Source organism: Bradyrhizobium sp. HKCCYLS20291 (assembly GCF_051167715.1).
Lineage (GTDB): Bacteria > Pseudomonadota > Alphaproteobacteria > Rhizobiales > Xanthobacteraceae > Bradyrhizobium.
In genome coordinates this window covers 362,337-376,062 of the sequence record NZ_JBNPTO010000003.1, presented here as the reverse complement: position 1 = coordinate 376,062, position 13,726 = coordinate 362,337, and the positions used below count along the sequence as shown (strand labels likewise).

Below are 13,726 nucleotides of genomic sequence, written 5' to 3'. Positions count from 1 at the left end.
ACGCTCCCCACTTCCACGCTGCTCAACGCGTCACATCATCCTGGTCGCCAGGCGCGACCTGGTCCGAGCTGGCATCGTCTGCCGCCACTTGGCTGCGCTCCCGGCTCTGCGCCTTGCGCCGCTTCAAATTCTCGCGCAGCGCCTGCTTCAGCCGCTCCTCGCGCGATGTCTTCGGCGCCGCCTTGCTGATCTGATCCGTCATCCCGCCTCCGGTCGCAAATACCGCTGCTCGCCACGCGCACAATTGATGCTGCGGGCGCGAAAGCCAAGGGGTGATGGCGACGCAGACGGTAGGTTCCGCCTTTTCCGGCGTCGCCTGCCCGGATGGGGAGGTGCCGGCACGTCCCATGGCCATTCCGGCGATTCTCGCCGCCAACGGTGCCGATCGCGGCCCGAACGACGATTTCGCCCCGATTCGGCGGTCCTTCGCTGCATTTTGCCCCCTCGGGCCGGCGTCTTTCCCCGAAAACCGGGCGAGCCGCGCTTGCGCAGGAGGGGACCTTGTGGCAAGAACCGCCCGCGTTCGGTCGCAGCCTTCGGGCCGGCCCCGCCAGTCCCTTTGCTGCCGTAGCTCAGTGGTAGAGCACTCCCTTGGTAAGGGAGAGGTCGACAGTTCAATCCTGTCCGGCAGCACCAGGGCATTCTCTCCGAAACCTTGCGACACCGTCCGCCGACACGCAAAGCCGCGCGTGCGCGATCGCAGATGTGCATCATCGGCCTCGCGGCGCTGATGCGTCCGAGCTTTGCGGAAGAATCGCCCTCTTCGAGATCAAGGGCGCAGGGAAGGCCGGGCGCTGGCCGCGCCCGTGGCCCGCCTGCAGAAAGAAATGCAGGCGGCAGGTACCACAGGTCTGGCCGAACACGCCCGGCCCTCCCTGCGCAATGGGCTTACGAATTATACGCGCTCTCCCTGGGGACCGGCTTGATTGCCCCCATCACCCGCGATGCGCGCGACGCGCACCAGCGAGCTTGACCTCGGCACCGGGAGGCCAGGACCACGCGACTTCTCCGTCCGCATCGAATTGTTCGTCCGCTCGCGAATGCGTAGCTTGCAACCCGATCCGGCCATCGCATCCCCCACCCAACGCTCGTGACGACTCGCGAACGCCCCTCTTCGATGAGCACGGGACGGCCGAAAATGTGCAGGTGATTTGCCCGACGGTGCAAGGGGAATTGTTGCGGCTAACTAGCACGACGGGCAGTTTGGGCATGGCGGGGATGCAACGGACGTTTGCGCATTCGCAGAGACATCGGAGGCCTCAGAATGGAGCTTCGCAAGCTGCTGTCGCCGAGCACCTTCGAACGCCGAAGGCACGCATCGCCAACACCGACCGGAATTCACCTCACTCCTGCGGATCATCGAAGCCATTCTATCCCGTTTTCGCAGAACCGATCCTGGCCAAGCCGAACAGAAGTGAGCCGCAGCCTGACGGCGACACGTTCACGCGATGCCCGTTCCGACGTATGGTTTAGACAATCGATTTTCTCATGGTTGCGGTCTTCATTGGTGCCCGGAGGGGTTCATGGCCAACCGACAGCTCGACGATCCCGCTGTCCACAAGGACGACGATGCGTTCAATCGCTGGCCATTCAGCCAGCGGCTGGCACACACGATCGCGACATTCGACGCGCGCGATGGCGCGCCTGTGATCGGCATTTACGGCAAATGGGGATCCGGCAAGACCTCGGTGCTCAACTTCCTGAAGGCGGCCCTGGAGCAGGAGCATGCCGATAAGGTCGTGCTGCATCCCTTCAATCCGTGGCTCTTCAAGGACAATGAGACGCTCCTGAAGCGGTTCTTCGAGGAACTCTTCTTCGTGATGGGCCGGAGCGGCCAGAGCACGCGTGAGCAGTTCGGCCGCATGCTGACCGAGTTCGGCGGTGTGCTCGGGTTCTTGACGAGCGGCGCCGGCACAGCCACCAAGGAGTTGGGCAAGGCCTTCCTCAAGACCATCGAGGAGGTTCGCGACGACGTCCGCGAGGCGATGCGGGCCGCCGACAAGAAGGTCGTCGTGCTGATCGATGATCTCGACCGACTCGATCGCGACGAAGTCCTGCAACTGCTCAAGATCGTGCGGCTCACCGCCAACTTTCCCAACGTGGTCTATCTACTCGCCTTTGACGACGACATGGTCGGCCGCGCCATCGCCCAGAAATACGGCAGCGATGGCGATGCCGGTCGTCAGTTCCTGGAGAAGATCGTCCAATATCCCTATTCGCTCCCCGCAGTTCCGCGCGAGCGGCTGATGGCCTTCGTCGAGCAGCAGGCGAGGACCGCCTGTGATCATGCCGCCATCACATTGCCAGACGAAGACTGGCAGTTGTTCCAGACGCTGGCCCGCGACGGCCTTGCCCGTCGCCTCACCACACCGCGGCAGGCGATCCGCTACGGCAATGCGCTGAGGTTCGCGCTGCCGATGCTGAAGGGAGAAGTCGATGTCGTCAACCAGATGGGCATTGAGGGCTTGCGGGTACTGTATCCGGAACTCTACGCCAGCGTCCGCGACAACAAGCACGTATTCGCGTTGGAGGACGATCCGGAAGGTTATCCAAGGCTCGATGCCGAGCCGACGCGCCGCTCGATGTACGACAAGGAGGCCATCGACGCACGGCTCGACGCGGTATTGCGCGACGCTGCAACCGACGAAGCCGACTGCGCACGTAGGCTGATTGCGTCGCTGTTCATAACATTCCCGGTGCGGCCGCAGGGGGCAGCGAGACCGCGGTACTTCGATCGATACTTCTCTTATGGACTCGCGGATCATGAGATCGGTGATCTCGATTTGGAGAAGCTGTTGCAGGTCTCCCTGGATGAAGCGGTCGGCTGGATTAAGGAGCTCTGCGCGCGCAGTCCGCGTGAGCTGCTGCGGCTTCTGCTGAAACGAGGCGACGGGGCCGACATGAAGACGCTGCTGACACTCGCCCAGGCGCTCATTGGCGCCAGCGCGCAACTGAAGGAGATGCCGGAGATCCGGCCGCAAGACCTTGCCTACACGATCGCCCAGTTGGTGTTATGGCCGAACGTCTGGGCACAATCCTGGACAGAAGACCACCCGGCCCGCAACGTCGAGATCTACGAGATCTCGCAGGTGGGCCAGGACCTGCCGCTGTCGCTCGCCTTGTATTTCCGGGAAGAGATCCACCGCGCCGCGGCCGAGCAGGAACGCGAACGAAGCCGCAGCCGGCGTTCAGCGACGTTGATTGGCGAGGGGAGCTGGCGCGCCTTGGATCAAACGCTTGCCACACGTCTCGCGGACCAAGCCGACGACGATTGGCGGGTCATGCTGAGCGAGCGGCCGAATGCATCACCGCTGGTTTCCGAATGGGGCCGGCTGAACCGGCCGGCGCAGCGCAATTGGCTGGCCGGTCTGCTGAAGGAACAGCCGGCCGCAGTAGCCCCGTTCCTGCGCGCGGCCAGCCCCGATGTCACCGCGCTGAATTTCTCGTTCGCGCGTGACGCGCTGGGATCGCTGATCGACGTCGCCAGCCTCGCGCAAGCCGCACGCAACGCCCTCCCTGCTGCGACTGATCGTGAGGATGTCGAAATCATTCGGACATTTCTGAACGGACACGACGAACGCAACGCTCAGGCCGCTGCGACCGGCGTGACTGATCCGAATGAGCTCCCATCGTTGTGACACACGACGCCTGCTGTCGCCCTGCGATCGAGCAGCCCGTGCACACACCGACTTCGCATCTTCACGAATGGGGCGCTATTTCGGTGCTATTTCGGCCATTTCGTTGACAGTGCACTTAATTATTACGGTGACAGTGCTGGACTGCACTAAACTTATGGAGCCCCACCGTTAAATGCACTGGTCACTAGTGAGTTTCACCGACTGCGGCTGTAAGTCCAGGGGGAGCTCGCATCAACACGATTTGCCTCTGCACCGTCTGGAAGACTCAACAACTCGGTCAATGAAGAATCAAGGTCGAAGAGATGCCCAATCCCCACAACGCGGCATTCAGAAGGCTCGTGGGAGGATCCACACAAGAATTGCCAAACTCCGCTTGTGTGATCCACCAGAAGAATTGGCCTCTGACGCAAAGCTACGTGAATGCAAACATAAGCTTTACCGTGGTAATCCTTGAGAGTTGCTTCTGTCATTTCCATCTCCATGGATTACGTAAGATACAGCACCGGCGTTATGTGCAACGTCACCGCGATCCGACATCCGACGCATCGACAGCCAGCGACTGCGGCAGACCGGCGACGAATCTCCTGACGTCGGCAGGCGAGCGCAGCGTGACGCCGTGCAGGCCCGGCGGCAGCTGGGCCATCAGCTTTGCCTGGCCGGGCCGGCGTGAGGGGTAGGTCCAGACCCAATTGCGGAAGAACGACCAGTCGAACCGCTCGGGATTGCCCTCACCGACGTCGGCGCGAGGGCGGCCGTAGCCGCGGAGAGTCCGCCACACCGCGCGCGGAAAACAGATCCGGCGCGGCAGGTCGAGCCAGATCACGATTTCGGCGCGCGGCAGCCGCAGGTCGAGCGAGCTGGAATAGTTGCCGTCCATCACCCAGGCAGCCGTCGCGACCTTGGCGCAGAAGCTCGCGTCGTCAGATGCCACCCAGCCAAGCATTACGGCGACTGTGCACTTAACTGCAATCTCGGCGCTGCGTACGGGACGACACCCCTTTATCACTTCGATGATTTCGCAACAATGTACAGAATTGTTGAGAACACGCGAGTCGTCCGCAGCGCGCCATTCTCACAAAGGGACGTCGGATTCGACAACAAAAACAGGATGAGACCTCCATCTTTTAAGAATTGCAACCTCGGACAAAACTGTACAAAGAAATGATAGAACATACTCGTCATCTATAATTGTATGCCCGATGCGGTTTGAAGCAGCTACGATGGGGCAAACCATGATGCGGTGGCTTCTTAGTCAATCCGTGCGAATTCAAGATCATGCCTCTTCAACGACAAGGCGGATAGGACGACGAGATCGGCTGAGGCCGGTTGGCTTGAGATCCAGCTCCTCTTCCAGAACCGTCTCGCAAGACGACCTTGATGTTCGCATCGAAAAATGGGTGTATTCGCGAGGACTGCAGTCACCGGGCTAGCTTTATCTGCACGACACCCGCCACGCCCACTTTGAAGCTAAGCGACCAGTGTGTCAGCTCGGTCCACTCGGCACTACCAGCTCGGCGCTACCAGCCGATCGCCTCAACGCCACTTCTGAAATACTTGCCCGTCGGCGTTAAGGTCCGGAGCGCAGAACGCTCCGGACCAATCGCATTGTCACAAGAAACGACTAATGCACCCGCATGGTCCCGTCTGCGTTGTAGTCACTCTTGGGATCGTAGCCAGAATCGCGGTGGCTTTTTGAATGTATGGCAGCATTGCTGCCACGGACCCCTGGAGTTTCGCTGTGAACCCGCATTGTTCCATTCGCGTTGTAGTCACTCTTGGATTTGTAGCCGGAATCGCGGTGATTTTTTGCATGTAGGGCAGCATCGCTGCCGGTAAGGCCCGGAGTTCCGGGATTGACACGCATATTGCCGTATTCATCGCGATCACTCTCGATCGACCCGGCCTGGGGAACCGCAGCGCCCTTGGCGTGGTGCGAACGATGTGCGGCCAAGGCCGCAGATGTAGAAACAGCAAGAATAACAAGACCGACAGCTATGCTTCTAGCCATAATCCACTCCCGATGTTGAAGCACGTGATGATGCAGGCCCCATTAGTTTTAGAATGGCACATGGATTGATAAGGGTCTTTGATACAACTCAAAGATTCACGTAAGTATTTCCATCCGTGTCATGCTCATCAGCAGCCTCGTCCAGTGATCATGATGACTGGACAGCCCCCCCTCATGAGACACGACAATTTCAAGCAGTGCCCTAAACTTGTGAGCGCCACGGCTCATGCGGGCGAGTCGCTCGACGGAAGTTTGGCGTGAGGGCATGCGGGACGACGAAGCTCAGTGATGGGCTTAGACTGCGTCAGGATCCGCTTGCCAGTACGACAACGAGAACGAGGGTCGGTACGTAGGCGAGCATGACGATCTCAGCTCGAATCGACTTTCGACGATATTCCTGTCCGAGCGCCGTATAGTCGGCCGGGTCTGTCTGGAATGCGAATTGGCGCCGGCCCAAGATGGCGTGCGGGCCGGGCACGCGATTGTTCAGCAGTTGAGCTGACAGGACCAAGTTCCACGTGACCAGGCAAAGCCCACGGACGATCCAACAGGCCACGCCGACATCGATAAGCAACCGCATTCCCGTCGCCTCCAAATGGAAATCGTGGACATCAATCAGGAAGACGATCAGCGACAAACAACCTTCTATGAAACTGCCCCCAGGCTGCTCTCGCCTGATGATCAGGTGCTGCACCCGAACCGATCACCGAGGACGCGGCAGGGCTATCGTATATGACGATCCATGCTTGAGTTCGGCTCACTCCACACCGTCATGGCCGGGCTCCGTCCCAGCCATCCACGTCGTTCGACATCCGGGGAATGACGTGGATGCCCGGGACAGGCCCAGGCTTGACGACGTGGAGGCAAGGCCCGGAGGAGCTGACACAAACATCAGCCATAACGATCATGTCCACGATCATCGTAAGCCCATGCCGCGCAGTCCAGCATCACCGCGACAGTGCACTAAGCTTATCGAGTGTGTTACCGCAATCCGACGCACCAACGACCAGCGACTGCGGCAACCCGGCGACGAATTTCCTGACGTCGGCGGGCGAGCGCAGCGTGATGCCGTGCAGGCCCGGCGGCAGCTGGGCCATCAGCTTCGCCTGGCCGGGCCGGCGCGAGGGATAGGTCCAGACCCAGTTGCGGAAGAACGACCAGTCGAACCGCTCGGGATTGCCTTCACCGACGTCGGCGCGGGGGCGGCCGTAGCCGCGGAGAGTCCACCACACCGCGCGCGGAAAATAGATCCGGCGCGGCAGGTCGAGCCAGATCACGACCTCGGCGCGCGGCAGCCGCAGGTCGAGCGAGCTGGAATAGTTGCCGTCCATCACCCAGGCATCGCCCGCGGCAGCCGTCGCGACCTTGGCGCGGAAGCTCGCGGCATCCGATGCTACCCAGCCGGGAGTCCAGTACAGCGCATCGAGGTGCACCACGGGCAAGCCGACGCGGCTGCCGATGGCACGTGAGAGCGTCGACTTTCCCGCGCCCGACGCGCCGAGAACGAGGATGCGGCTTGGTCCCGAGATCGGCGGCGGCTCCATCAGCCCTCGGACGTTGGCTCGCTGCGCATGGCCCGTCCGGACGGAGAGCTCCTTGGTCATCGTCGCGAACGAAAAACCATGCGAAGATAGAGCCAGCCGCAGCATCTTGGAAGACCCCGATGCCCCTGATCGATCGCCTGCTGCCGAACTACCAGTTCTCCGAACGGCACGAGGCGCGGGTGCGCTGTCCGCCCGGTGAGCTGCTCGACATGATCCAGGGCTGGGATCCGCGCGACCGCTTCGCCGACATCGCGATGGCGCTGCGGCAGACGCCGGCGCGGCTGATGCATGCGCTGGCGCCGGCGCGGCATGCGGCGCCGCAGCCGTTCGGCCTGAGGAGTTTCACGCCGCTCGGCCGCGACGGCGACCGCGCCATGGTCGCCGGATTGATCGGACAGTTCTGGCGCAACGATTTCGGCCTGGTGAAAATCGACGGGCCTGAGGCGTTCGTCGCCTTCGACACGCCGGGCACGCCGAAGCTCGTGCTCGGCTTCATGGCCGAGCCGGAGGGCGAGATGACGCGGCTCGTCACCGAGACGCGGGTATATTGTCCCGACCGCAAATCGTATCTGATGTTCCTGCCCTACTGGCTGCTGATACGGCCGGCGAGCGGCCTCATTCGCCGGCGCATGTTAGGTGCGATCAGCGCCGCCGTGGAGCAGCGCCCTTCATGACGCTCGCGATGATGCAGCAACGAAGGACAGCGGCCGCGGCCATCCTTGAAGCGCAGTGACGGGCGCGTTCTGTCGAGGAGATATTCCCGAGACGTCGCACGTGGCGCAATGCGCGTCCCGAAACGACGAAGCCCCGGACGGACCGGGGCTCCTCAAAGATTCGATCGGACCGGCGCGTCAGTTGGCGCCGAAGTGATAGTTGATGCCGACCTTGATCGTATCGACACGCAAGGATGCGTTGACCGGGTTCGCGCTCAACGCGCCCGGCGGCATCGTCACATCGTTGAAGCCGTAGTGCAGATATTCGAGCTTGGCGCTCCAGTTCCGCGCGAAGCCATACTCGACGCCGCCGCCCAGCGCCCAGCCCCAGCGGTCGCTGGTGAAGGACCCGGTGACGCCGACGACCGGAAGGCCGGCAGCGCCGGTGGTCGCCATGTAACGCGCGCTGGCGTAGCCCAGACCGCCGGTGGCATAGAGCAGGGTCGGCCCGGACGCCCAGCCGATCCGGCCGCGCAACGATGCCAGGGCCTGCGTCTCCGACCCGCAGTTGAAGCCGACGTTCGGGCAAGGCGCGCTGCCCTTGATGGAGGCCCAATCGCCGTCGGCCTCGATGCCGAACACCCACGGCGCAACCTGCCAGTTGTATCCGATCTGAGCGCCGGCGAGGCCGCCCGTCGCCGTGTGAGAGGTCGACGTCCTGATCACCGCATCAGTCGTGCTGGCGCCCGCCCAGCCGTAGCCGCCGTTGGCACCGACGTAGAAGCCGGACCATGAGAACGCCTCGGCCGCAGCCGGCGCCTTGACGTAAGGACGGGCTGCCGAGAGATCGGCCGCCGATGCATTTGCAGTTACGAGCAACAGCAGCAGCGCGCTCCCGCCAAACTTCCCCAGCCGCGTCATGTCCGCCCCATCATTTAGTTATAATGATGTTGTATGCGGCACTCGGACGCACCCGACAAGTTTGAAACATTTCCTAACAAATGATCGCATGATCATCGTGGCAGCGCCACAACACCACGCGTTCCGCGCGCTTCGTCAAAAGACAATCGACGGCTGTATAATCGACCCCGTCCCGTGCGACGGGGCATCGATGCTACGTAGACGAGTGAACGTCAGTTCGCCTCGAGAGCGCGTGCGCGCTCAGAACGCGCGATCGATGCCGCGGGACCAAGCCGGTGCTACGCGGCGCGCACCGAGCTCAGGAAGCGGCTGACCTCGTCGCGGAGGCGGCTGCTCTGGCCGGACAGCGACTTCGCGGCCGACAGCACCTGCGAGGACGCCGAGCCGGTCTCGTTGGCGCCCTGGCGGACATTGGCGATGTTCGCCGACACCTGCTGCGTGCCGTGGGCCGCCTGCTGGACGTTGCGCGAGATCTCGCGCGTCGCCGAGCTCTGCTGCTCGACCGCCGAGGCGATCGCCGACGCGATCTCGGACATCCGCGCGATGGTCTCGCCGATCTCCTTGATCGAGCCGACCGACTCCTGGGTCGCGGCCTGGATGCCGCCGATCTGCTGGCCGATCTCGCCGGTCGCCTTGGCGGTCTGCTCGGCGAGCGCCTTCACCTCGGAGGCGACCACCGCGAAGCCGCGGCCGGCCTCGCCGGCGCGCGCGGCCTCGATGGTGGCGTTGAGCGCCAGCAGATTGGTTTGTCCGGCGATCGCGTTGATCAGCTCGACGACGTCGCCGATCCGCGCCGCTGCCTTGGCGAGCTCGGCGACATTGTCGTTGGTCTTGCGCGCCTGCGCCAGCGCATCGCTGGCGATGCGCGCGGAGTCCTGCACCTGGCGGCTGATCTCGTTGACCGACGAGCTCATCTCCTCGGCGGCCGCGGCGACCGAATGCACGTTGGACGAGGCCTCTTCCGACGCCGAGGTGACGACGGTGGCGAGCTCCAGCGAACGGCCGGCGGTCGTCGTCAGCGAGCCGGCGGAGCGCTCCAGGTCGGCCGACGCCGACGACACGATGCCGACGACCTCGCCGATCGCCGCCTCGAACTCGCGCGTGAAACGCTCGACGCGCTGGCCGCGCTCGATCTTGGCCTGCGCTTCGGCCGCAGCCTCCTGCTCGGCGCGCTTCTTCTCCAGCAGCGCCTCCTTGAAGGTCCGCAGCGAGCCGGTCATCGCGGCGATCTCGTCGTCGCGGTCGACGGCGGGGATGGCGACGTCGTCGCGTCCCGCGGCCATCTCGCCGATCAGCCCGGTCAGGCTCACGATCGGATTGATGACGCGGCGGCGCAGCAGCATGGTGACGAAGACGAGAATGCCGGCGAGTGCGGCGACCACCAGCGTCGCCAGCGCGAGCATCACATAGGCCGCGTCGCGCGCCGCGACGGCGCGGTCGCGGGCCTCGGCGATCGCGGCATCGCGCACGACGAAGAATTTCTGCACGGCGGGGACCACGGCCTCGGCGAGCTGATCGGCGTTGATCGAATAACTGAGGTCGCCGAGTCCGGCTGTGATCTCCTTGTCCACGATCGGAACGGCGCGCGTGAAATAGGCATCCCTCGCCTCCTTGAACGCCGCGAGCAGGCGCTCCGGATTGCCGAGCTGATCGATGCCGGAGTCGAGGCGCTCGCGGTCGACTTCGGTGCGGCCGACGGCGCGGTCCATCGCCGCCTTCTCGGTCGGGGTCACGGCACGGCGGGCGCTGAGCGCGGGCGACAGCGCTGCGGCGCGGCCGCCGGCGGTCACGCGCAGATCCTGCGCGGTGCGGGCGACGTCGAGCAGCGTCGTCAGCGACGCGTCCGCATTGGCGATGCGGTTCTGCAGCCGGTTCAGGATCGGCTCGATCGCAAGCGCCGCCTGGGTCACGCCGGGGAGGAAGCTCTTGATTACGGCCTGGTCGCGCGCGCTCAAGGGCGTGCTCAGCGCGGGATCGACCTTGGCTAGGATCTCGGACAGTTTCGACGACGCCTGTTCCAGGCCGCGCGTGAGCGCCTCGCTGTCGGAGACGTTGGCCAGCTGCGCGCGCGCCTTGGCGAACGACGCCTCCGACGACTGCCTGATCTTGCGCACGCCTTCGAGCTGCGCCGGCGTCGCCTGGGTGTCCTGGAACAGCGGCGTGATGTAGGGCGCGCGATGGCCGACGACATCCTGCACGTAGAGCAGCACGGCGCCGAAGGCCTCGACGGTCCTGATGGCCTCGGCCTTGTCGTTGACCGCCCTGGCCTGCTCGATCACGACCTGTGCGGCGGGAAGCACGGCCAGGGCCGTCACTGAGAGCATGGAGATAGCGAAGAGGCGGCCGATCTTCATCATTGAATCCCGGGTTTGAACCCGGCGAACGTACTGTTTGATTGTTAAGGCTCTGCTTAGGATGTTTTCCGTAGATTTACGGCAATCCCTCAACGCAAGCGCTCGCGCGCGTCCTACAAATCGAAATTGGTCGGCATCATCACGACGTCGCGGATGGTCATGCCGCGCGGGCGCGTCAGCATGAACATGATGACATTGGCCACCTCCACCGGCTCCAGCAGGCTGCCGGATGCGCGCGCCTCTCGCAGCTTGTCCGCCGGCCAGTCGGCGATCAGCGCGGTCACCACCGGGCCCGGCGAGATCGCGCCGACGCGGATGCCGTGCTTGAAGACCTGGCGGCGCACCGTCTGCACGAAGCAGTCGATCGCCCATTTCGAGGACGCATAGACCGGTTCCCACGGCGTCGGATAATGCGCGGCGAGCGAGCTGGTGACGATGATGTCGCCGGCGCCGCGCTCGATCATGTGCGGCAGGACGTCGCGAACGTTCTTCATCACGACGTTGACGTTGAGGTTCAGCATGCGGTCGATCGCGTCGGTCGCGGCGTCGACCAGGTCGCCGCCGAGATAGCTGCCGGCATTGGCGTGGAAGATGTCGAGCCGGCCGGCCGCATCGATGACGCGCGGCAGCAGGGTGGCGCAATCGGCGGCATCGAGCAGATCGATGACCATGGGGATGGCGGCCTCGCCATGCCGCGCGCGCAAAGCCGCCAGTGCCGCGGCGTCGCGGTCGACCATCACCACGCGCGCGCCGGCCGCCAGCATGGCCTCGCTGCTGGCGAGACCGATGCCTGAGGCCGCGCCGGTGACGGCCGCCACCTTGCCCTCGAGTTCACCTGTCATCCTCGTCTCCTCGCCGGGTCCTTTGCGGATCAGCCTAGCAAAGCAAGCCCGCGATGTCGGGACCAATCCGCGGGGCCCGCGCGGTCGCCGCTGGCACACGCCTTGCCTCTCCCAAGCCAATTCGCGCATCGCAGGGGGGTCCCAATGAGCAGCTCGCATTTCGATTTCACACGCCGCAGCATCGTGCTCGGCAGCCTTGGCGCCGCCGGATTGACGCTGGCGCCGCGCATGGCGCTGGCACAGGGCCGCGCCGAGACGCTGCTGATGGTGCAGGAGCTCGGGCCGAACTCGCTGGACATGCAGGGCGTCGGCTCGAACCAGACCGTGAACGGCCTGTCCTGGAATTGCTACGACCGGCTGCTCAGCTATGCGGCGAAGACGCTGCCCGACGGCACCGTATCCTATGACCGCACGGTACTGGCGCCGGAGCTCGCCGAGACCTGGGAGGTCGCCGCCGACGGCATGTCCTGCACCTTCAAGCTGCGCAAGGACGCGACCTTCCACGACGGCACGCCGGTCACGGCGAAGGACGTCAAATGGTCGTTCGACCGCGCGGTGTCGGTGGGCGGCTTCCCGACCTTCCAGATGTCGGCGGGATCGCTGGAGAAGCCGGAGCAGTTCGTCGTCGTCGACGACCACACCTTCCGCATCGACTACATCCGCAAGGACAAGATGCTGCTGTTCAACGTCGCGGTGGTCGTGCCCTTCGTGATCAATTCGGAGCTCGCCAAGAAGAATGCGACGGCCGAAGACCCGTGGGCGCTGGCCTGGCTGAAGAACAACGAGGCCGGCGGCGGCGCCTACAAGGTCGAGAGCTGGAAGCCGGGCACCGAGACGATTCTAAGCCGGTTCGATAATTGGAAATGTGGTCCGCTGCCGAAGATCAAGCGCGTGATCGCGCGCGACATTCCCTCCGCGGGCACGCGGCGCGCCATGCTCGAGCGCGGCGATGCGGACCTCTCCTCAGGCTTTGCGCCGCGCGATTTCGATCAGCTGATCAAGGAAGGCAAGGTCAAGGTCACCGGCGTTCCAATTCCCAACGCGCTCTGGTACGTCGCGCTCAACACGGCGAAGCCGCCATTCGACAATGTGAAGCTGCGCCAGGCGATCGCCTGGGCGATGCCCTATGAGCAGATCCAGTCGAGCGCCTTCTTCGGCCGCGCCGTGCCGATGTATGGCGGCGCCTCTGACGTGACCAAGCCGGTCTGGCCGCAGCCGTTCCCCTACGTCACCGATCTCGACAAGGCCAAGGCGCTGATGAAGGAGGCCGGGTTGGAGGGCCTCGAGACGACCTTGTCGCTCGACGCAGGGACCGCGACGGTCGGCGAGCCGACCGCGATCCTGATCCAGGAGAACCTCGCGAAGATCGGCATCAAAGCGTCGATCGAGAAGATCCCCGGAGCCAACTGGCGCACGACGCTCAACAAGAAGGAGTTGCCGATGGCGCTGAACCGGTTCTCGGGCTGGCTCGATTATCCCGAATACTACTTCTATTGGAATTTCCACGGCCGCAATTCGATCTTCAACATCTCGTCCTACCAGAGCAAGGACATGGACGCGCTGATCGACAAGGCGCGCTTCACCACCGATGCGGCGGAGTACGAGGCGACGGTGAAGGACTTCATCGGCCTCTGCATGCGCGAGGTGCCGGTGGTGCCGCTCAACCAGCCGATCCACGACGTCGCCATGCAGAAGGCCGTCAGCGGCTACGAGTTCTGGTTCCACAGGGAGCCGGATTACCGGCAGTTTGCGAAGGGGTAGCTGTT

The 13,726-nt window shown here is 63.9% G+C and carries 11 protein-coding genes and 1 tRNA gene; 4 read left to right on the top strand and 8 right to left on the bottom strand.

Features of this window, described 5'->3' with window-relative positions; genetic code table 11:
• Positions 1 to 22: 22 nt before the first annotated feature.
• Positions 23 to 202 carry a hypothetical protein gene (locus tag ACQR07_RS09635; protein ID WP_434902064.1) on the bottom strand — a complete coding sequence of 60 codons (180 nt, stop codon included), beginning with the start codon at positions 200 to 202 and terminating at the stop codon, positions 23 to 25.
• Between the two features lie 359 nt (positions 203 to 561).
• Between ACQR07_RS09635 and ACQR07_RS09630 the strand changes: the two genes are divergently transcribed.
• Both ACQR07_RS09630 and ACQR07_RS09625 read left to right on the top strand, forming a co-directional pair.
• Positions 562 to 636, top strand: a tRNA-Thr gene (locus ACQR07_RS09630).
• An 812-nt stretch (positions 637 to 1,448) separates the two neighbouring features.
• Positions 1,449 to 3,638: a KAP family P-loop NTPase fold protein gene (locus tag ACQR07_RS09625; protein ID WP_434902063.1), complete on the top strand. Its 2,190-nt coding sequence runs from the start codon at positions 1,449 to 1,451 to the stop codon at positions 3,636 to 3,638.
• Between the two features lie 520 nt (positions 3,639 to 4,158).
• On the opposite strand, the gene ACQR07_RS09620 is transcribed toward ACQR07_RS09625, so the two are convergent.
• From ACQR07_RS09620 to ACQR07_RS09605, 4 genes are all read right to left on the bottom strand, one after another.
• The gene (locus ACQR07_RS09620; protein WP_434902062.1) at positions 4,159 to 4,569 is read right to left on the bottom strand and encodes a hypothetical protein; all 411 of its coding nucleotides are present in this window, start codon (positions 4,567 to 4,569) and stop codon (positions 4,159 to 4,161) included.
• Positions 4,570 to 5,259: 690 nt separating this feature from the next.
• Positions 5,260 to 5,646, bottom strand: a complete 387-nt coding sequence (locus ACQR07_RS09615) for a hypothetical protein (RefSeq protein ID WP_434902061.1) — start codon at positions 5,644 to 5,646, stop codon at positions 5,260 to 5,262.
• Positions 5,647 to 5,950: 304 nt separating this feature from the next.
• On the bottom strand, positions 5,951 to 6,283 hold the full coding sequence (locus ACQR07_RS09610; protein WP_434902060.1) for a hypothetical protein: 333 nt from the start codon (positions 6,281 to 6,283) through the stop codon (positions 5,951 to 5,953).
• 310 nt (positions 6,284 to 6,593) lie between these two features.
• Positions 6,594 to 7,250, bottom strand: coding sequence for a topology modulation protein (locus tag ACQR07_RS09605; protein WP_434902059.1), 657 nt, complete (start codon positions 7,248 to 7,250; stop codon positions 6,594 to 6,596).
• Positions 7,251 to 7,309: 59 nt separating this feature from the next.
• Between ACQR07_RS09605 and ACQR07_RS09600 the strand changes: the two genes are divergently transcribed.
• Entirely contained in the window at positions 7,310 to 7,864 is a 555-nt protein-coding gene (locus ACQR07_RS09600; RefSeq protein WP_434902058.1) for a hypothetical protein, read from the top strand.
• A 177-nt stretch (positions 7,865 to 8,041) separates the two neighbouring features.
• Here ACQR07_RS09600 and ACQR07_RS09595 read toward each other — a convergent pair whose 3' ends face one another.
• The 3 genes from ACQR07_RS09595 to ACQR07_RS09585 form a co-directional block, all read right to left on the bottom strand.
• Positions 8,042 to 8,764, bottom strand: coding sequence for an outer membrane protein (locus ACQR07_RS09595; protein ID WP_434902057.1), 723 nt, complete (start codon positions 8,762 to 8,764; stop codon positions 8,042 to 8,044).
• A 278-nt stretch (positions 8,765 to 9,042) separates the two neighbouring features.
• Positions 9,043 to 11,118: a methyl-accepting chemotaxis protein gene (locus tag ACQR07_RS09590; RefSeq protein ID WP_434902056.1), complete on the bottom strand. Its 2,076-nt coding sequence runs from the start codon at positions 11,116 to 11,118 to the stop codon at positions 9,043 to 9,045.
• Positions 11,119 to 11,231: 113 nt separating this feature from the next.
• A complete protein-coding gene (locus ACQR07_RS09585; RefSeq protein ID WP_434902055.1) occupies positions 11,232 to 11,960 on the bottom strand; it encodes an SDR family oxidoreductase in 729 nt (242 codons plus the stop codon).
• 144 nt (positions 11,961 to 12,104) lie between these two features.
• Between ACQR07_RS09585 and ACQR07_RS09580 the strand changes: the two genes are divergently transcribed.
• Entirely contained in the window at positions 12,105 to 13,721 is a 1,617-nt protein-coding gene (locus tag ACQR07_RS09580) for an ABC transporter substrate-binding protein (RefSeq protein WP_434902054.1), read from the top strand.
• Positions 13,722 to 13,726 lie beyond the last annotated feature (5 nt).